This window comes from Citrobacter amalonaticus Y19 (genome assembly GCF_000981805.1).
Taxonomy (GTDB): domain Bacteria; phylum Pseudomonadota; class Gammaproteobacteria; order Enterobacterales; family Enterobacteriaceae; genus Citrobacter_A; species Citrobacter_A amalonaticus_C.
In genome coordinates this window covers 5,368,570-5,388,325 of record NZ_CP011132.1, presented here as the reverse complement: position 1 = coordinate 5,388,325, position 19,756 = coordinate 5,368,570, and the positions used below count along the sequence as shown (strand labels likewise).

Below are 19,756 nucleotides of genomic sequence, written 5' to 3'. Positions count from 1 at the left end.
CGCATATCGGCGAGAGAGAAGAGGATTACGCCACCGGATTCACCAGAATCTGCCCAATAGAACCGCGGTCCGCCATTTCCAGCGTCTGGCTGTTGAAGTAGAACGGGAAATGCGCCCAGGACGGCTGTCCGTACCAGACCAGCAGCTCGACCTGCCCATCCACCCAGACGGTATCTTTCCAGCCCCTGTCTTCCGGGAACGGCATCGCGCCGTTGACGTTACGCACGAGGAACGACACCCCTTCGATGTGGAACGACTGCGGCATATCGGCACGCACCGTCCAGCGCTCCCAGGAGCCCTGCTGCGCGGTGATATCAATGCGGTTGACGTCCCATAACTGGCCGTTGATGCCCGGATCGTCGCCCAGACTGATATCACGACTGCGAATTGGCGTACCGCTCATGATCTCGGTCGGCAGCAGACGCATCGGCAGGCTGTCGGTCACCAACGGCAGCAGGCCGGTTGGGCGCAGCGTTAACACCAGCGTGGAAACCAGAATGCTCGACGGTTCAAAGAAACCACGGATCCGGTCAACAATGCTCGCCGCCTCACCGCAGGTAATCGACACTTCATCGCCATTGGTCATATCGACCAGAATTTCGCGGCGCTCGCCGGGTGCCAGCGACAGCTGTTTTACCGATACCGGCGCGGGCAAAAATCCCTGATCGCCGGAGATGACATGCAGTGCGCGACCGTCGCTCATCTGCAACTGGTAACGCCGGGAGTTAGAGGCGTTCAGCAGACGCAGGCGCACCCAACCACGGGATACCTCCACATAAGGACTTTGCACCCCATTGACCAACAGCGTATCACCGACAAAACCGCCGCTGCCGGGCTCGCTGTATTCCGGCGTGCCAAAGTTATCCAGTCGCTTGTCCTGAATAATAATGGGGAAGTCATCGACGCCGTAATGGTTCGGGATCGGCAGCGATTTACTCACCTCATCTTCAACCAGCCACATCCCGGCCAGGCCGTTGTAAACCTGCTGAGCGGTACGGTTCGGCGTATTGGCGTGATACCACAGCGTGGCGGCATTCTGACGAATGGGCAGCACGGGCGCCCAGTCGGCGTTTGGCGACATCATGCGCGCCGGACCGCCCATCAGCGGCCCCGGTACCTGTAAACCGGCGATCGTCATAGAGACGTTTTCCGCCAGACGGTTACTGTAGATAAGCTTAACGTCATCCCCTTTCCAGACGCGGATCGTCGGGCCGAGGTAACGCCCGTTAATGCCCCAGACCGGCGCACGCGTGCCCTGGGTAAAGGACCAGTGCGAACGCTGCAGCGTCATAAATAGCGGCTGGCCCCGGCGGGACTCCAGTAGCGGCGGAACGGGCAGCGGCTGTTGCTGACCGGCAGCATTGGCCCTCAGCGGAACAGCACTGGCACATAGCGCGATCCCCGATGCCTGAATGAACTGACGCCGACTGAATGACATATAAGCTCCATGTAAAACTGGCTAAATTACGGGCAGGAACTCGTTTCCTGCTAAAACTCGTCATACTCCAGGCTGCATGTGCGTTGGCTTGCAGCGTGGATGAGTATGCATTTATCGCTGAATCAAACCTTCCCGGCGGCTTCGCGCTCGGCGACTTCTTTATCAAGTTCAGCAATCTTTTGTTCCATCAACGAACGGCAGTGCGCGGCCAGTTCACGAACCTGATCTTTACCATACTGGCTGATATCCACCGGCGGCAGCATCTCCACGATCACCAGACCATTCTTCAGGCGATTGAGGTTAATTTTATTCGAGGTATTGGAAACGCACACCGGAATAATCGGGACGCCAGCCGCAATCGCGGCATGAAAAGCCCCGGTTTTAAACGGCAGCAGGCCACGACCCCGGCTGCGAGTCCCTTCCGGAAACATCCAGATGGAGATACGACGCTTTTTAAAATGGTTCACCACTTCAGCAATCGTGCCGTGCGCTTTTGCACGGTTATTACGGTCGATCAGCAGGTTTCCCGTCAGCCAGTACAGTTGACCAAAAAACGGGATCCACAGCAGGCTTTTCTTCCCAACGGTCACGGTGGGCGGCTGCACGATATTCGCGGCGGTCACCATATCGTAGTTATTCTGATGGTTAGCGATATAGATAGCGTTGCCGTAGCTTTCCGCATCCGCGGGTTTACGGCACTCGACCTTCAGGCCGAACAGCGGCGCCAGGCGACCAAACATACGCCCGAAGGTCGAGACGTGTTTTGGGTTACGCGGGCTGAGTAAGCAGTAAAGAGAACCGAAAACACAAACCAGAATGGAATAGATAACAGTAATAATAAGTCGAAAAATAAATAGCATAACAACCTCTGAAGGCCTAAGAGCCCGGGATTCTACGTCACCTGCTATCAGGTTAGGGTATTGTTAATGTGGCTCTCTGGAAAACTGTATTGTTAATCGCGACTCACGAATAAACAACGGTTTTACGGGAAATTTTACTGTTTATGTCCCCTCCCGGTCGGGAGGGGACTAGAGAAAAGCAAATTACTCTTCGCTGTCACCACTGCCGGCACGACGCGGCGAATCAATCTCAATGTGATCGATGCGCTGCAAGCCGCGCATCAACGTCCCGCGACGACCACGTTCGCCGGCCACTTTCTGCAACTCTTCAGGACGCAGCTTAATTTTGCGTTTCCCGACGTGAATGGTCAGCGTGCTTTGCGGCGGCAGAACATAGAGCAGCGCCAGCGCGTCATCACCACGCGCCGCTTCTGCGGACGGAATGTTGATTATCTTGTTCCCTTTGCCTTTCGACAACTGCGGCAGATCGCTGACCGGGAACATCAGCATACGTCCGGCCTGAGTAATCGCCAGCAGCATGTCCGTTTCATCCTCAATCACCACCGGCGGCATAACGCGAGAATTTTCCGGGAGCGTAATGAGCGTCTTACCGGCCCGGTTCCGCGCCACCAGATCGTTGAACGTACAGACGAAACCGTAACCCGCATTCGATGCCATCAGCAGTTTCTGCTCATCGCCTTCCATCAGCATATGCTCAACGGTAGCACCTGGCGGCAGCGTCAGTTTACCGGTCAACGGCTCACCCTGACCGCGCGCCGACGGCAGCGTGATCGGGTCAACGGCGTAACTGCGCCCGGTGGTATCGATAAACACCACCGGCTGGTTGCTCTTGCCTTTCACTGCCGTTTTAAAGCTGTCACCCGCTTTGTAGTTCAGCCCCTGCGCATCGATGTCGTGACCTTTGGCGCTACGCACCCAGCCCATCTGCGACAGTACGATAGTCACCGGTTCAGACGGCTGCATGTCGTGTTCGCTCATCGCTTTCGCTTCTTCACGCTCGCGCAGCGGTGAACGACGATCGTCGCCATAGGCGTCGGCATCCGCCTGCAACTCTTTCTTCAGCAGGGTATTCATTTTGCGTTCAGAGGCGAGAATTGCCTGCAACTGATCGCGCTCTTTCGCCAACTCGTCCTGCTCACCGCGAATCTTTATCTCTTCCAGTTTGGCGAGATGACGCAATTTCAGTTCGAGGATCGCTTCGGCCTGCGTTTCGGTGATACCAAAACGCGACATCAGCGCCGGCTTCGGCTCATCTTCCGTACGGATGATCTCAATGACTTCATCGATATTGAGAAACGCCACCAGCAAACCTTCCAGGATATGCAGGCGTTTAAGGACTTTCTCCAGACGATAGTTCAGGCGCCGACGCACGGTATCACGACGGAACACCAGCCATTCGGTGAGGATCTCCAGCAGGTTTTTCACCGCCGGACGCCCGTCGAGACCGATCATATTGAGGTTAATGCGATAGCTCTTTTCCAGATCGGTGGTGGCAAACAGATGGTTCATCACCTGATCCATATCCACGCGATTGGAACGCGGCACCACCACCAGACGAGTCGGGTTCTCGTGATCTGACTCATCGCGCAGATCGTCAACCATCGGCAACTTTTTATTGCGCATCTGGGCCGCGATTTGCTCCAGCACGCGCGCGCCGGAAACCTGGTGCGGCAGCGCAGTAATCACCACCGCGCCGTCTTCTTTCTTCCACACCGCGCGCATGCGCACGGAGCCGCGGCCATTTTCATAAATCTTACGAATTTCGGCGCGTGGGGTAATGATTTCCGCTTCGGTCGGGTAGTCCGGGCCGTGGACAATATCCAGCAGCTCGTCCAGCGTCGTTTTCGGCTGTTCAATCAGGGTGATTGCGGCTTTTGCCACTTCACGCAGGTTGTGCGGCGGAATATCCGTCGCCATGCCGACCGCGATACCGGTTGTGCCGTTAAGCAGGATGTTCGGCAGACGCGCGGGCAGCATTTTCGGCTCCTGCATCGTCCCGTCGAAGTTTGGCACCCAGTCTGCGGTTCCCTGTCCGAGTTCGCTCAGCAGCAGTTCAGCGTATTTTGACAGGCGGGATTCGGTATAACGCATCGCCGCGAAGGATTTCGGATCGTCTGGCGCCCCCCAGTTCCCCTGACCATCAACCAGCGGATAACGGTAAGAGAACGGCTGCGCCATCAGCACCATCGCTTCATAGCAGGCGCTGTCTCCGTGCGGGTGGTATTTACCCAACACGTCGCCGACGGTACGGGCGGATTTTTTAAATTTAGCGCTGGCGTTCAACCCCAGCTCTGACATCGCATAGACAATGCGGCGCTGAACGGGTTTCAGACCATCACCAATAAACGGCAACGCCCTGTCCATGATGACGTACATGGAGTAATTCAGATAGGCGTTTTCAGTGAATTCATGCAGCGCAAGGCGCTCTGCCATATCGCTCATTAATCGTGATTCCTCAACTGTAAGCCCGCCAGATACCCGGTATCTTTTCAGGCAATATTGCCGCAGATACTACCTTATCTGACGCGTTGAGTCACAAAGAAAAGGGCCGCGAACGCGGCCCTGACGGGGATTATTTGCTGACTTTACTGATTTGCTTCACGTCAATTTCAACGGAATTCCAGTCTTTGTCCACTTCACCCTGAATTTCAACGGTATCCTGCGGGGTGACCGTCACGCCGTTCCAGCGTTTGTGGTCGATATCGACATTGATGGTGCCTGTCGCGTCTTTAAACAGATAGAGGTCATCGGAAATGCGTTCAACGATGTTGCCACGCAGCGTCACCCAGGTGTCATCACGCAGGGATTTCGCACTTTCTACCGTCGTGCTACTGCCGTTAGGTCCCTGGAAGCCGCCACTCTGCGTTTGTGTCGCGGACGGGCCAGAAAAACCACCCTGCTGCGCGGCCAGAACCGGTGCGGAACAGAGCGCCATAACGGCAACAATTGCAGCCAGTTTTTTCATGATCATTTCTCCCTTTGATGTCATTTGATAGCCATTAAACACGCTAATCCTTAACGAGTTCTTAAGGTAAAAAAAAGTCTCATTTTTGCTGTACATCACAGGCGACATCAGGCTTTATTTGCCTTTATTACAGCGGATGCAGGGATGAAACATGCGAATTTTACTGGTTGAAGATGATGCGTTGATTGGCGACGGTCTCAAAACAGGGTTGAGTAAAATGGGCTTTAGCGTCGACTGGTTTACTGAAGGTCGTCTGGGAAAAGAAGCGCTCTACAGCGCGCCTTACGATGCGGTGATCCTCGATCTCACGCTGCCGGGGATGGACGGACGCGATATCCTGCGCGACTGGCGTGAACAAGGAAAGCGCGAACCGGTGCTGATCCTCACCGCACGCGATGCGCTGTCCGATCGCGTGGAAGGACTTCGCCTCGGGGCAGATGATTATCTGTGTAAGCCCTTTGCGCTCATTGAAGTCGCCGCCAGGCTGGAAGCGCTGATGCGTCGCGCCAGCGGTCAGGCCAGCAGCGAACTGCGCCACGGGCAGGTGACCTTAACGCCCGTCGATCGGGTCGCGACGCTGGCGGGTGAGCCGCTGATACTCAAGCCAAAGGAGTTCGCGCTGCTGGAGTTACTGATGCGCAATGCCGGGCGCGTGCTGCCACGCAAGCTCATCGAAGAGAAGCTGTATAACTGGGACGAAGAGGTCACCAGCAATGCCGTTGAAGTGCATGTTCACCATCTGCGGCGCAAACTGGGCAGCGATTTCATTCGCACCGTTCACGGCATTGGCTATACGCTTGGCGAGGCATCATCGTGACCCGGCAACTCAGCCTGCGCGTCAGGCTTACCCTCATCTTTCTGATTCTGGCAGCCATGACCTGGGCGATATCGAGTTTTGTCGCCTGGAAGAAGACGACCGATAACGTCGATGAACTGTTTGATACTCAGCTGATGCTCTTCGCCAAACGCCTGGTTACGCTCGATATCAATGAACTGCATGCCACCGAACGGATGGCGCATACGCCGAAGAAATTCAAGCACGGTCATGTTGATGATGACGTGCTGACCTTTGCCATCTATACCACGGACGGCAAGATGGTGCTGCACGATGGCGACAATGGCCAGAACATCCCCTATAGCTACCGCCGGGAAGGGTTTGATGACGGCCAGCTCAACGGCGATGACGATAAATGGCGTTTCATCTGGCTGACCTCCGCCGATGGTAAGTACCGCATCGTGGTCGGTCAGGAGTGGGAATACCGTGAAGATATGGCGCTGGAGATTGTGACGGCGCAACTGGTTCCCTGGCTTATCGCCCTGCCGCTGATGCTGCTGTTGCTGATTATGTTACTGCATCGGGAACTCATGCCGCTGAAAAAGCTGGCACAGGCGTTGCGCCTGCGCTATCCGGAGTCCAGCGAACCGCTCAGTTTGCACGGCGTTCCGAGTGAGGTGCGCCCGCTGGTCGAATCGCTCAACCAGCTTTTTACCCGCACCCACAATATGATGGTGCGCGAACGACGCTTTACATCAGACGCCGCACACGAACTGCGCAGCCCGTTAGCGGCGCTGAAGGTCCAGACGGAGGTGGCACAACTTTCTGATGATGATCCGCTGGCGCGGGAGAAAGCACTGATGCAACTTCATACGGGCATCGATCGCGCCACGCGCCTGGTCGATCAGCTCCTGACGCTTTCCCGTCTCGACTCGCTGGATAATCTGCAGGATGTCGCCACGCTCTCTTTTGAGGAACTCCTTCAGTCTGCGGTGATGGACATCTGGCAACCCGCGCAGCAGGCGCATATCGATGTGCGTTTGCAGATCAATGCCCACGATGTGACACGCACCGGGCAACCGCTGCTGCTCAGTCTACTGGTTCGCAATCTGCTGGATAACGCCATCCGCTACAGCCCAAAAGGCAGCGTGGTTGATGTCACGCTCGATGCCAGACAGTTTACCGTCAGAGACAACGGCCCCGGCATCACGGCGGACGCCCTGCCCCACATTGGTGAACGCTTTTATCGCCCGCCCGGACAGCACGTTACCGGCAGCGGGCTGGGCCTGTCGATTGTCCGCCGTATTGCTGCCCTGCACGGAATGACGGTGTCATTCGGCAATGCGCCAGACGGCGGTTTTATCGCGACAGTGAAGTGGTAATTGTCGATTATTGCGCCTGATGCAAAAGACTTTGCACATTTTGCTAATTTCACCGTGCCGCCTGTTGACGTAAAATTAGCCTCAAACGCTTTCTGAGAGAGATTAAAAATGAGCAACATCCTGATTATCAACGGCGCGAAAAAATTCGCACACTCTAATGGTCAACTGAATGACACCCTGACGGAAGTCGCTGACGGCACCCTGCGTGACCTCGGGCATAGCGTCAAAATCGTCCGCGCTGACGGCGATTACGACGTGAAAGAAGAAGTGCAGAACTTCGTCTGGGCTGACGTGGTTATCTGGCAGATGCCGGGTTGGTGGATGGGTGCGCCATGGACCGTGAAAAAATACATTGATGATGTGTTCACCGAAGGTCACGGCACACTGTATGCCAGCGATGGTCGTACCCGCTCAGATGCCTCGAAAAAATACGGTTCCGGCGGCCTGATTCAGGGCAAAAAATACATGCTCTCCCTGACCTGGAACGCGCCGATGGAAGCCTTCACCGATAAAGATCAGTTCTTCCACGGCGTGGGCGTCGATGGTGTTTATCTGCCATTCCATAAGGCGAATCAATTCCTTGGGATGGAAGCGCTGCCGACCTTTATTACCAATGACGTCATTAAAATGCCGGATGTACCACGTTCTGTTGCAGAATATCGCGAGCATCTGCAGACGATTTTTGGTTAACTAGTAACCTGGAATTAGAAGGAGTTAACCATGCTTACAGTCATTGCTGAAATCCGTACCCGTCCGGGACAACATCACCGTCAGGCCGTTCTGGATCAGTTTGCGAAAATCGTTCCTGTCGTACTGAAGGAAGAGGGCTGCCACGGCTACGCGCCGATGGTAGATCATGCGGCAAACGTGAGTTTCCAGACCACGGCGCCTGACTCAATCATCATGATAGAGCAGTGGGAAAGCATCGCGCATCTTGAAGCGCACCTGCAGACCCCGCACATGAAAGCCTACAGCGAAGCCGTTAAAGGTGACGTGCTGGATATGAATATTCGTATTCTGGAATCCGGTATCTAAACATACCGCATTGCGCCGGGTCAGCCATCAATGTCAGACCCGGCAAAAGCGGCCTCAGGGCAGCGCTTTTTTCAGTCTCCGCACCGCCTCTTCCAGCTCATCCGCCGTTGACGTAGCAAAAGACATACGTAGCGTACGTTTGTCCGGATTATCGCAGAAGAAAAACTCTCCCGGCACGAACACGACTTTTTCCTGCAATGTGCGGGAAAGCCAGGCCGTGGTATCGAAATCGTAACGGAACGTCCCCCACAGGAACATCCCCCCCTGCGGCATATGGAATGAAATATGCTCATCCAGTTCGCGGCGCATCGCATCCGCCAGCACATGGCACTTCTCACGATACGCCTGACGAATAACCTGGATTTGATCGTCCAGACGGCCTAACGTCAAATAGCTTGCCGCCATCGCCTGCGAATGCGCGCTGGTATGCAGATCGGTCGCCTGTTTAACAATGGTCGCTTTTTGTCTGATCCATTCCGGCAGCACCACCCAACCTACCCGCAGGCCAGGGGCCAGAATCTTGGAAAAGGTCGAGGTATAAATCACCTGCTCAGCGCATCCGCTCTCCCGGGCATGCTGGAACAGCGTTTTATAGGTCTCATCGGTGAAATTGATTTCGCCATAGGGATCATCCTCGATGATGGCAAAGTCATGCTGTTTCGCCAGTTGCACCAACTTCTGACGACGGGAATCACTCAGGACCACGCCGCCGGGGTTACCGAACGTCGGCACGATATACACGAACTTGATCGTGTTGCTCTGTAGTAACACTTCCAGCTCGTCGACGATCATGCCGTCTTTATCGGTGCCAACAGACAGCATATCCGCCTGAGACAGTTGCAGAACCTGCAATGCAGCAAGATACGTTGGGCGTTCGAGCACCACTTTATCGCCCGGATTGATCAGCGTTCTCGCCAGAATATCCAGCGACTGCTGTGAACCATTGGTCACCAGAATCGCTTCAGGCGTCGCCTGAATACCGCGCTTCTGGCACAACTGAGCAATCGCCTCCCGCAGCGGCGGAAAACCTTCGCTCAGACCGTACTGGAACGCATTCAGAAACTGATTTTCCATCATGTTGCGGGTGGCTATTTCCAGCCCTGTTTTATCAAACAGTTCCGGGCTGGGAATGCCGCCGCCTAGCGAGATCAGGCCTGGCATTTTGCTATGTTTGAGTAACTCCCTGATAGCGGAGGGTTTAAGGGCGTCGACGCTCTTAGACAGATGTGTGTTGTTCATCCTGTTTCCTTATTATGTATTTTTGGCGTCCATCCCCGGTCATTGCCTTATCCTAAATCCGCGTTCTCGCCTCGATTGAGCCTAATAGACCTCTCTGGCAAGATCAATCAGATATCATAATGACAAAAGGGTAAGCTTTCGTGGCTTACCCTTTTGATTAACAGTGAAACTCTCGCTTACCAGTACGGCTTCCAGCACTGGGTAAATCGCACCAGCGCCTCCACGTAGAAGTAATCCCCCCAACTGGCGCACTCATCCACCCCTTTATCGCTCGAGAGGTGATAGACCGAGTGTTTCAGCAACCCGTTACCCTTTTCCTCTTTCGCCATCAAATAGTGTTTTGTCAGCGACGACATGATTGCCATCGCCCACTGCTGATAACGTTCGCGATCCGGATCGGTGACGGGCAGATGTTTACTCAATTCCAGCAAGCCACAGACCGCAATGGCCGCCGAGGAGGAGTCACGCAGCGCATCGGTACCGACCAGTGCCAGATCCCAATGGCAGACGGCGTCTTCCGGCAGGCGGTTGAGGAAGTAGTTGGCCAGCTTTTTCGACAGCGCCACCATCTGTGGGTCGCCGGTGTAGATATAGCTCAACAGGAAGCCATAAATGCCCCACGCCTGACCGCGCGACCAGCACGAGTCGTCGGCATAGCCTTGCTGCGTGTTTCCGTAGCGCGGCGCACCGCTGTGCACATCCATGTAATAGGTATGGAAGGTGGACGCGTCTTCACGAATTAAATACGTCGCCGCCTGCGCAACGTGCGCCTTCGCCGCATCAGCAAACCGCGGATCGCCGGTCTGCTCGCTCGCCCAGAACAACAGGGGCAAATTCATATTGCAATCAATGATCATCCGCCCGGCCTGTTCCGGGTTGCTCAGATCGCCCCACGCCTGAATGATCCGCGCTTTCTCGTGAAAACGCTCCAGTAACGCTTCTGCTGCCAGCAGCGAAAACCCGCGCGCCTGGCGATTTCCCGTCAACCGCCAGGCCGCCACGCAGGAAAGGGTGTACAGGAAACCCAGGTCGTGGGTATTGGTGTCGTGACGTCCGGCAATCCGCAGACCAAAAGAGCGGACGTGCTTTTCCGCCATATCGCGAAATGCCGCTTCGCCGCTCATCTCCCAGGCCAGCCATAGCTGCCCGGTCCAGAAGCTGGTCGTCCACTCGACATTATCCGTTAACGGGTAATACCCCTTCACACAGGTTTCGGCAGGAAAATGTTCACCGAATTCCGTTAAATGACGACGAATCAGTTCGAGGACATGTTCACGTGCGCTGCGCATTTCATCCTGAAATATCCCGGCATCGATCGGGCGACCAGGAAAAGCGCGCAGGCGTTCCTCAACGATATGATTTAACATATTTCGGTTCCTTATGACGTAAATTATCTTGCCGCGTTATTTTCAGCGATATCAGGGACAATATTATTTTTTCGTTTACTCTGGCAGGCCGATAAGGTAAATGCCGAAATAAGCGTAAAGACCAGGGCGATAATCCCCATGATGATATAGGTTTTCTCAAAACCAATACGGTCATACATTAATCCGGCAGGTGAGGAGACCACCACATTGCCGACATACAGCATCGCCTGATATCCCAGTAAATACATGGTGGCATTGACCCGTTTATCAAAATGCTCAGCGATGTATTTAAAGACAGAGACCAGTAGTAAACAGATCTCCAGACCATATAACGGTTTGAGCACAGAAATTAACAGGTGAGAATCGCAGAGACCGGAAATGACCAGTCGCGCCCCTACCAGTACGCCGACAATCAGCAGTCCGCGTTTGGCGCCAATCGCATTAACAAATAAAGGGATCACCATGTACATGACAAATTCCATGCCCGACTGCACGGTGCCCAGATAGCCAAAGACCGCATTGCCTTTGTGGATGTCAGAAAAGAAAGTCACAAAGTAGCGGGAGAACTGCTGCTCGGCGATAAACATCATCCACGCGACGCCCGCCACATACAGGCAGAATGCCCAGAACTTACGGTTTCGCAGCAGGGCGTAAACATCTGCCGGGACGATTTTCTCTTTGGTCAGCACGTCAGCGGCATTGGCGGCGTTGACGTTCACCTTCAGACTCAGCAAAACCATCAGCATCACCACCGACGTCACGCTGCCCATGATGAAGTTATAGGCTGGAGAAAGGTTAAACAGCAGTCCCGAGAACGATGATGCCACCGCCCACCCGAGCGAACCCCACATCCGAATCTGACCAAACTCCATGCCGTTAAGGCGACTGTAGCGATCGGAATACGACTCACAGGCCGCCACACCGGCATACCAGGCAAAACTCAGGTAAATCGCGCCAACAATAATCCCCAGCAGGGTTTGAGAAAGTAATAATGGCTGGTAAACATAAATAAAGAAGGGTGCCATTAATGCCGACATGCCCACGACAAAATAGAGCAGATATTTACTCATCCCTATTTTATCGAGAATATAGCCATAAATTGGTTTCAGAATGACCGAGAAAATACCATTTACGGCAAAGACCGTTCCTATTACCGTACCGCTAAGCTGTGCTTTCTGCCCCAGCCAGATCGCTAATAAACCGATGCTGGCTGACCAGGTGAAGAAATAGAGAAAGATAAAACTGCTGATTTTATAGTATTCCGTTCTGTAACCCGGAGAACGTATATTCATACCACCCTCGCTATAAAGAGAACGACAACTGGCGTGTAGATTCAGGTTCACGAATAACGACCTGATGAGTATTTATGTGCAACTGGGGAATGACGGTGTAGTCCTTGTATTGTCCGCACGCGCTGACCGCGCAGCAGAGCCAACTTTCCCCTGGCGCTATCTCTGTTGAGAGCACCGGGATCGCGGCACATTCGGCAAACATAATGCTGCTGTTCGGCGGCGTGATAATGCTATCCGGGTGGCGAGAAATTACCGGAGACAGGTCCGCAATCGTGCTGCTGCCGTTGCTGGCGGCAACCACGCATCCACGCCCGTTCAACTGGTGCTCCGCTTTCATCACCGCAAAGCCCCCTTCCACCGTTTGCAGTACCCGCGCGCTGTTGACGCGGTGCAAACGGATGTGCCATTCGCCGAACGGCACCAGCCAGGTCTCAATATGCACGTCATGCCACGGTGACCAGCGCGAGAAAATGAAGCTCTCATCGACGCGGACCTCGTCGCAGTCACGGCGCCCGCGAAAATAGTTATCACCGTCAGAAAGCAGCAGCATCGAGTCGCAGGCGGCGTGTTTTAGACCGTAACGCCCGCGTTCAATGGTGAAACCAAAACGGCTGGAATAGGCAAACTTCGTGTATTTCGCCTCGGTATTAACGTAGTTATTCAGCTCCAGTTGGCCGGATGTCAGCATTGTGACATGGTCGGAATGCTCACTGTGCTGAAGAATTTGTCCGGCATGAGGGATCGCGCGCATTTGCGCCAGTTGTGGCAGGGGTTGCTCTTCAGCCAGCCAGAACGGGTGATTTTCCGGTAGCGCGAGGATCAGAAAAACCTTCAGCGCCCAGTAAGGAGAACCAGGCGAATTGTAGTCCTCGCACATCGCCAGATTCGGGTAAGCGAAGCCTAACGTCAGGATCCCGTCGCGATCAAAAATGGGCTGCTGCTGCCACCAGCGCAAATGGCGCAGGATCACCCCTTTAATGATGCCCGGCGTGAACACATCCAGCTCAGCAAACGCCACTGCGCTCCAGAACGCGACCATCGCAAATCGATAGGTCAGGCTGCGACCGAACGGCACCGAAGCTCCGTCGGCCGCCGACATATAGATAAAGTCTTCAACAAACCGCCGGGCACGTTCGCGCAACGTTGCAGCGCGAGCGGCATCTTCCGGATTCAGCGTGGCATACAACAGGCCATAAAAATGGAAGGCCATCGAAATGTAGTAATCCTGAGGTCGTCCGGGACCATCGGAATACCAGCCGTCACCCAGATAGTAGGCCTCCATCAGCGCAAAGCGACGATCGATAGCCGCCTGATCGAACGGCAATCCGGCACGCTTAAAACCGAGCTGAACGATGATGGCAAAGTAGTTCCAGTTGCTGTCCGGCATTTGCGCATCGGTTATCTGATTCAGCCAGCGATGCAGGTTTTCTTGTTCCGACGGGCTGAACGCCGCCGTTAACCGGGTTTGTAATAGCGCCAGACCCAGCCCATACGCCGCCATCTCCACCAGACGCTGATCGTAAGGCCCGGTGTCGCCCCAGTAGTGTGGACTCTGCGGATCGGTCCCCAATCTGATCGCCTGAATGTACTTGTCGGCAAACGGAACCTCAGCACCTCCTGCCATCAGTGGGAATAGCCCCCACAGCGCTCTCGAAAGCCCTTCCATACAGGCAATATCCACACTGTAATGCGCGCAGGTATTACCCAGTGAAAACTGAGCTTGTCCTGCGGGAAACTGCGTATCCAGCGCCCCCAGAATAGCGTTAACCGCACGCGTTACATCTTCACGGGATGACAATGGATTTGATTTTTCTTCAGTCGCCGACCACATACTCTGCCCCTCTGAATAAAGTGGCTAAAGCATAGTGAATCGCGTATCGGCAGAAATGTTACCTCAATCACACCAGACACATTCTTTTAAAACAGGGATTGAGAAAATTTAAAAATAGAGTTTATTAATGTAATCAGCCCGGTAAAAATTTAATTCTATTGCACTATGAGCGCACCGCTTTATTCAGAACGTCTGGAACTTATCACCCTGAACGATGCTATTGCGTCGTTCAGTCGCCTGTTTGCCAACACGGTCCGCTACCACCACTGGCATCAATGTCTGGAAATGCTGTACGTGGAAGACGGCTTCGGTGTGGTTACGGTCGATCATAAGCAGTACACCATGCGGCCAGGGCGGATGTTCTTTTTTCCACCGTTTACCCTGCACAAAATCATGGTCGATGAGCAAGCGCAGCACAGCTACCGACGTACCATTATTCATCTCGACCCACATGCGGTATTGAAGGTGCTGCGTGATTTCCCGCTCAATCAGCAACGCCTGAAAAACCTGACGGTGCGCGGCGGTGAAGCCTGGGTGATCGACGCCTGTGAGATCCATGCACACATCGATTTTCTCTTTAGTCGTTACGAGAAAATCGCGGCGCTAAAGCCACTCAACACCGAGCACATTGCCTGCCTGTTGTTAAGCTTATTCAGCCTGTTACCCGAAGATAAAAGCAGTATGCAGGAAATCGCCACCGGCATCGCCAGCCAGGTGATGTTCTGGCTCGATGAAAATTACACGCACAAATTCAACCTGAGCGCGCTGGCAGATGAACTGGGAAAATCGAAAAGCTACGTGTCGCGGCGCTTCCATGCGGAAACGGGAGAGAATATTCATGACTATCTCAATACAATACGTCTGAGGAAAGCCTGCGAAGCGCTACTTCACAGCGACGCAAGCGTGCGGGAGATTGCTAACAAAGTGGGATTTTCTGAAGTGACGTACTTTATCAGCACGTTTGGCAAGGGAATCGGCGAAACGCCGTTGCAGTACCGTAAACGGCATAAATGATCGTACCGGAGGGCGCGCGAATGACGCCACCCGGCACAACGACACAATTACCCGTCAAGTTCCGCGAGGTCGCCTTTTTCCTGCAACCAGTTACGACGATCTTCGGAGCGTTTCTTCGCCAACAGCATATCCATCATGGCGTTGGTACGCTGATCGTCCTCATCATCAATGATGAGCTGGACCAGACGACGAGTGTTGGGATCCAGCGTGGTTTCGCGCAACTGCATCGGGTTCATTTCACCCAACCCTTTAAAGCGCTGTACGTTCGGCTTGCCTTTCTTGCGCTTCAACTGTTCCAGCACGCCCGCTTTCTCTTCTTCCGTCAGCGCGTAATAGACCTCTTTGCCGAGGTCGATACGGTACAACGGCGGCAGGGCGACATAAACGTGGCCGTGTTTTACCAGCGTACGGAAATGCCGCACAAACAGCGCGCAGAGCAGCGTGGCGATGTGCAGACCATCGGAGTCCGCATCCGCCAGGATACAGATCTTGCCGTAACGTAACTGGCTCAGATCGTCGCTGTCCGGATCGATACCGATCGCGACAGAAATATCGTGTACTTCCTGCGAGGCCAGCACTTCATCAGAAGAGACTTCCCAGGTGTTCAGGATCTTACCCTTAAGCGGCATGATCGCCTGATATTCACGATCGCGCGCCTGTTTGGCAGAGCCGCCCGCCGAATCCCCTTCCACCAGGAACAGTTCGGTACGATTCAGATCCTGCGCGGTGCAGTCCGCCAGCTTCCCCGGCAGTGCCGGACCACTGGTCAGTTTTTTACGCACCACTTTCTTCGCCGCACGCAGTCGACGCTGGGCGCTGGAGATAACCATCTCCGCCAGCAGTTCGGCCGACTGGACGTTCTGGTTCAGCCACAGGCTGAAGGCATCTTTCACTACGCCGGAAACAAATGCCGCACACTGACGTGACGACAGACGCTCTTTGGTCTGTCCGGCAAACTGCGGATCCTGCATTTTCACCGACAGCACATAGGCGCAGCGATCCCAGATATCTTCTGCCGAAAGCTTCACGCCGCGCGGCAGAATGTTGCGGTATTCGCAGAACTCACGCATCGCATCGAGCAACCCCTGACGCAGACCGTTCACGTGCGTGCCGCCCTGCATGGTCGGGATCAGGTTCACGTAGCTTTCGGTCAGCAGTTCACCGCCTTCCGGTAGCCACAGCAGCGCCCAGTCGACCGTTTCGGTGTCACCGGAGAAATTGCCGATGAACGGTTTTTCCGGCAGCGTAGGCAGGCCGTTTACCGCTTCGCCCAGATAGTCGTTCAGACCATCCTGATAGCACCAGCGCTGTTCGCTGTTATTGACTTCATCTTTAAAGGTGATTTCAACGCCAGGACACAGCACGGCTTTGGCTTTCAGCACGTGCGTTAAGCGAGAGACGGAAAAGCGCGGACTATCAAAAAAGGTTTCGTCAGGCCAGAAATGAACGCTGGTGCCGGTATTGCGTTTACCGCAGGTGCCAACAACCTGCAAATCCTGAACCTTATCACCGTTCTCAAACGCAATGTTATACACCTGACCATCACGACGCACGTTCACTTCCACGCGCTTCGACAGGGCGTTAACCACGGAGATCCCTACGCCGTGCAGGCCGCCGGAGAACTGATAGTTCTTGTTCGAGAACTTCCCACCCGCGTGCAGTCGACAGAGGATCAGTTCAACCGCCGGAACGCCCTCTTCCGGGTGAATGTCCACGGGCATGCCGCGACCGTCATCGATAACTTCCAGAGATTGATCGGCATGTAAAATCACATCCACGCGTTTTGCGTGGCCCGCCAGTGCTTCATCCACACTGTTATCAATCACTTCCTGCCCAAGATGGTTGGGGCGGGTCGTATCGGTATACATCCCTGGGCGGCGGCGTACCGGCTCAAGCCCAGTGAGTACCTCAATGGCATCAGCGTTATAAGTTTGCGTCATGGTTTTAATAGCAATTCGAAATGATTGTCAGCAACTGTGCAGTCCAAGGAAATCGACAATCGGGTTGAAATAATCTTCGAAGCCCGTGAATGCATGGTTTCCACCTTCAATAACAGTCTGGCGGCAAGAGGCGTAATACGCCACCGCCTGGCGGTAGTCCAGCACTTCATCTCCCGTCTGTTGCAGCAGCCAGATTAAATCCGACGCTTCCAGCGGGTCGATCTGCATGACTTTAAGATCGTAAATATGGCGTGACTCTAGCACATATTGCTGCCCCGTGTAGGGGTTCTCGTTCTGACCGAGGTAGTCGATCAACAGTTCAAATGGCCGGACTGCCGGGTTGACAACAACCGCGGGCAGCATAAAGCACTGCGACAACCAGGTGGCGTAATAGCCGCCTAACGACGATCCCACCACGCCGAATGCTTCACCGCCATGTTCCAGCACGATAGACTCCAGCATCTCTGCGGCATCGGCCGGATACGGCGGCAACTGAGGCACAATCATCTCAACATGGGGATACTGTTCTCGCAGCCAGTTTTTCAGCAGGCAGGCCTTCGCGGACCGGGGCGAGCTATTGAAGCCGTGCAAATAAAGAAGCGTAGACATCAGTAGCCTTCAGAAGCGGTATCAGGTCGGAACTCAGTACCCTGCAAACGACAGACGTCCGTATTCAACGTACCGTCGGCAAACAGCTCCAGCGTACGCCAGCCCGGAGCGATGTTATCAAGGGTAAAGTTCGCGCAGTGAGGTTTAAACTGGACGCAGGTTGAGGGCGTCGCCAGCAGACGGCGGCCATTCCAGTCGAGATCCAGTTCCTGATGAATATGCCCACAAAGCAGATACTTCACGCGCGGGTAATTCACCAGCACGTTGTCCAGTTCTGCCGCGTTACGCAGGCTGTGTTGATCCAGCCAACTGCATCCCGAAGGCATGGGGTGATGATGCAGAAGCAGCAGAGTGTTGCGTTCAGGCGCCTCAGCCAGTTTGCGCTCCAGCCACTCGAGCTGAAATTCACTCAGTTCGCCGTGAGGCACGCCGAAGACCTGACTGTCCAGCAGCAGGATCTGCCACTGGTCGCCAATCATGACGCACTTTGCCGGGGAGATCCCCGCTTCCTGTAACGCACTGTACATCGCGGGCTGAAAGTCATGGTTACCGGGCAACCAAACGCAAGGCGCGCGAAAGCTTGCGATGCCTTCAGCAAAATGCTGATAGGCCGCAGCGGTTTGATCCTGAGCTAAATCACCTGTCGCCACGATCAGATCGTATTCTTGCCCATCGGCATGAATGGCATCCAACACGGCCTGGTAGCTTTCCCAGGTGTTTACGCCCAACAGCGTTTCGTGCTTTTCGGCAAACAGGTGAGTATCAGTAATTTGTAAGATCCTGACCCTGGCCTCACCAGCCAGAGAAAGGTTTAACAGGCTTTCCAAATGGTGTCCTTAGGTTTCACGACGCTAGTAAACCGGAATCGCCATCGCTCCATGTGCTAAACAGTATCGCAGCCAGTCGGCCAGAAACTGATTAATTTGATGCTTTTCGTCGCGTTGATGCAACTTTTTATTTGGATAATCATACCGTGCTTTGAAGCGAAAGATCTGCTGACTTGAACACACTTCGGCGACCATGGCGTCATGGTAGAGCCGCACGGTCAGTGACGGCAGGCTCCAGTAAGTGATGGTCGGCGCCGTCTGCTCGACCGTCACCAGCGTCGTGTATCGGGTCGATTCAACAATCGTTAACCGATATTGTGCGTTGCCCACCTGGTAACTTACCGTTTCGCCAGGCGCATCATTGCGCGGCAGCAGGCGTCGCAGCTGCGAAAAGTTCGTTTCGCAAAGACGCATCATTTCAGGGAAGTCAGGTGTATAGCGCTTCATTTTTTCCACTCGTTTATTAACTCTTTATAGTGCAGTTGCAGCCATTGCAGGGCGATGACCGCAGACGCGTTATCAATTTTCCCCTCTTCAACCCAACGGTAGGCCTGTTCCCGGCTTACCACATGAACCCGAATATCTTCGTTTTCATCAGCCAGACCGTGAATCCCGTTTGCGGTCGTGGCGTCCACTTCACCCACTATAATTGACGAGCGCTCACTGGTGCCACCCGGGCTTGCCAGAAAACTGAGTACCGGTTTCGTCCGTTTCACCTCGATGCCGGCCTCTTCCATCGCTTCACGGCGGGCCACATCATCGACGCTTTCCCCCTCTTCGATCATCCCTGCCACCATTTCCAGTAGCCACGGGGTTTCACTGGTGTCATACGCCGCGATGCGCACCTGTTCGACCAGCACCACTTCGTCCCGCTCAGGGTCAAAGGGTAGCAAGACTGCCGCATGACCGCGCTCAAAAATTTCTCTACGCACCTCCTGACTCATTTCACCGTTGAACAAACGGTGGCGGAAGCGATAAAGATCCAACGAAAAAAAACCGCGATATAGCGTTTCTCGTGCAATAATTTCTACATCGTTTTTGGAGAAAGTTACTGGCGAGTTGCCTGATTTGCGCATTGTGCCGTCCTGTACCAATAATGATTTAAATGTGAATATCATAGGCGTTTGACTGCCGTTTCATCGACCTTGTGGTAAATTGGTGCAAATTAACGCCTGATGGCAC

General features: G+C 54.3%; 18 protein-coding genes. 5 read left to right on the top strand and 13 right to left on the bottom strand.

Annotated elements, in window-relative coordinates:
• Positions 1-25: 25 nt before the first annotated feature.
• The 4 genes from ftsP to F384_RS25140 all read right to left on the bottom strand — a co-directional run bounded on the left by ftsP (position 26) and on the right by F384_RS25140 (position 5,263).
• Positions 26-1,438, bottom strand: a complete 1,413-nt coding sequence (gene ftsP / locus F384_RS25155; protein ID WP_046496959.1) for a cell division protein FtsP — start codon at positions 1,436-1,438, stop codon at positions 26-28.
• Between the two features lie 122 nt (positions 1,439-1,560).
• Positions 1,561-2,298: a 1-acylglycerol-3-phosphate O-acyltransferase gene (plsC, locus tag F384_RS25150; RefSeq protein WP_046496954.1), complete on the bottom strand. Its 738-nt coding sequence runs from the start codon at positions 2,296-2,298 to the stop codon at positions 1,561-1,563.
• Between the two features lie 183 nt (positions 2,299-2,481).
• Complete coding sequence (gene parC / locus F384_RS25145) at positions 2,482-4,740, bottom strand: DNA topoisomerase IV subunit A (protein ID WP_046496949.1); 2,259 nt, start codon at positions 4,738-4,740, stop codon at positions 2,482-2,484.
• 130 nt (positions 4,741-4,870) lie between these two features.
• Positions 4,871-5,263, bottom strand: a complete 393-nt coding sequence (locus F384_RS25140) for a YgiW/YdeI family stress tolerance OB fold protein (protein ID WP_042324346.1) — start codon at positions 5,261-5,263, stop codon at positions 4,871-4,873.
• A gap of 151 nt (positions 5,264-5,414) precedes the next feature.
• On the opposite strand from F384_RS25140, the gene qseB reads away from it, so the two are divergent.
• The 4 genes from qseB to F384_RS25120 all read left to right on the top strand — a co-directional run bounded on the left by qseB (position 5,415) and on the right by F384_RS25120 (position 8,455).
• A complete protein-coding gene (qseB, locus tag F384_RS25135; protein WP_046496944.1) occupies positions 5,415-6,080 on the top strand; it encodes a quorum sensing response regulator transcription factor QseB in 666 nt (221 codons plus the stop codon).
• Positions 6,071-7,420: a quorum sensing histidine kinase QseC gene (gene qseC, locus F384_RS25130; protein ID WP_046496938.1), complete on the top strand. Its 1,350-nt coding sequence runs from the start codon at positions 6,071-6,073 to the stop codon at positions 7,418-7,420. The genes qseB and qseC overlap by 10 nt, the downstream gene beginning before the upstream one ends.
• A gap of 108 nt (positions 7,421-7,528) precedes the next feature.
• Positions 7,529-8,110 (top strand): NAD(P)H-dependent oxidoreductase, encoded by a 582-nt coding sequence (locus tag F384_RS25125; RefSeq protein ID WP_046496933.1) that lies wholly within the window; start codon positions 7,529-7,531, stop codon positions 8,108-8,110.
• Between the two features lie 30 nt (positions 8,111-8,140).
• Positions 8,141-8,455, top strand: coding sequence for a putative quinol monooxygenase (locus F384_RS25120; protein ID WP_046496927.1), 315 nt, complete (start codon positions 8,141-8,143; stop codon positions 8,453-8,455).
• 54 nt (positions 8,456-8,509) lie between these two features.
• On the opposite strand, the gene F384_RS25115 is transcribed toward F384_RS25120, so the two are convergent.
• The 4 genes from F384_RS25115 to F384_RS25100 all read right to left on the bottom strand — a co-directional run bounded on the left by F384_RS25115 (position 8,510) and on the right by F384_RS25100 (position 14,184).
• The gene (locus F384_RS25115) at positions 8,510-9,694 is read right to left on the bottom strand and encodes a PLP-dependent aminotransferase family protein (RefSeq protein ID WP_046496923.1); all 1,185 of its coding nucleotides are present in this window, start codon (positions 9,692-9,694) and stop codon (positions 8,510-8,512) included.
• Positions 9,695-9,870: 176 nt separating this feature from the next.
• Positions 9,871-11,061, bottom strand: a complete 1,191-nt coding sequence (locus F384_RS25110) for a glycoside hydrolase family 88 protein (protein WP_046496919.1) — start codon at positions 11,059-11,061, stop codon at positions 9,871-9,873.
• Between the two features lie 23 nt (positions 11,062-11,084).
• Entirely contained in the window at positions 11,085-12,353 is a 1,269-nt protein-coding gene (locus F384_RS25105) for an oligosaccharide MFS transporter (protein ID WP_046496917.1), read from the bottom strand.
• Between the two features lie 10 nt (positions 12,354-12,363).
• Positions 12,364-14,184 (bottom strand): DUF2264 domain-containing protein, encoded by a 1,821-nt coding sequence (locus F384_RS25100; protein ID WP_046496914.1) that lies wholly within the window; start codon positions 14,182-14,184, stop codon positions 12,364-12,366.
• Between the two features lie 165 nt (positions 14,185-14,349).
• Here F384_RS25100 and F384_RS25095 point away from each other — a divergent pair, with 165 nt between their 5' ends.
• Entirely contained in the window at positions 14,350-15,198 is an 849-nt protein-coding gene (locus F384_RS25095; RefSeq protein WP_046496911.1) for a helix-turn-helix transcriptional regulator, read from the top strand.
• Between the two features lie 47 nt (positions 15,199-15,245).
• Here F384_RS25095 and parE read toward each other — a convergent pair whose 3' ends face one another.
• The 5 genes from parE to nudF are packed head-to-tail and all read right to left on the bottom strand — an operon-like array spanning position 15,246 to position 19,650.
• Positions 15,246-17,138, bottom strand: coding sequence for a DNA topoisomerase IV subunit B (gene parE / locus F384_RS25090; RefSeq protein ID WP_046496908.1), 1,893 nt, complete (start codon positions 17,136-17,138; stop codon positions 15,246-15,248).
• A 27-nt stretch (positions 17,139-17,165) separates the two neighbouring features.
• Complete coding sequence (gene yqiA / locus F384_RS25085) at positions 17,166-17,747, bottom strand: esterase YqiA (protein WP_046496904.1); 582 nt, start codon at positions 17,745-17,747, stop codon at positions 17,166-17,168.
• Complete coding sequence (gene cpdA, locus F384_RS25080; RefSeq protein ID WP_046496900.1) at positions 17,747-18,574, bottom strand: 3',5'-cyclic-AMP phosphodiesterase; 828 nt, start codon at positions 18,572-18,574, stop codon at positions 17,747-17,749. The genes yqiA and cpdA overlap by 1 nt, the downstream gene beginning before the upstream one ends.
• 24 nt (positions 18,575-18,598) lie before the next feature.
• Positions 18,599-19,021 carry a DUF1249 family protein gene (locus F384_RS25075; protein WP_046496895.1) on the bottom strand — a complete coding sequence of 141 codons (423 nt, stop codon included), beginning with the start codon at positions 19,019-19,021 and terminating at the stop codon, positions 18,599-18,601.
• Positions 19,018-19,650: an ADP-ribose diphosphatase gene (nudF, locus tag F384_RS25070; protein WP_046496890.1), complete on the bottom strand. Its 633-nt coding sequence runs from the start codon at positions 19,648-19,650 to the stop codon at positions 19,018-19,020. Before nudF ends, F384_RS25075 begins: the two co-directional genes overlap by 4 nt.
• Between the last annotated feature and the right edge of the window lie 106 nt (positions 19,651-19,756).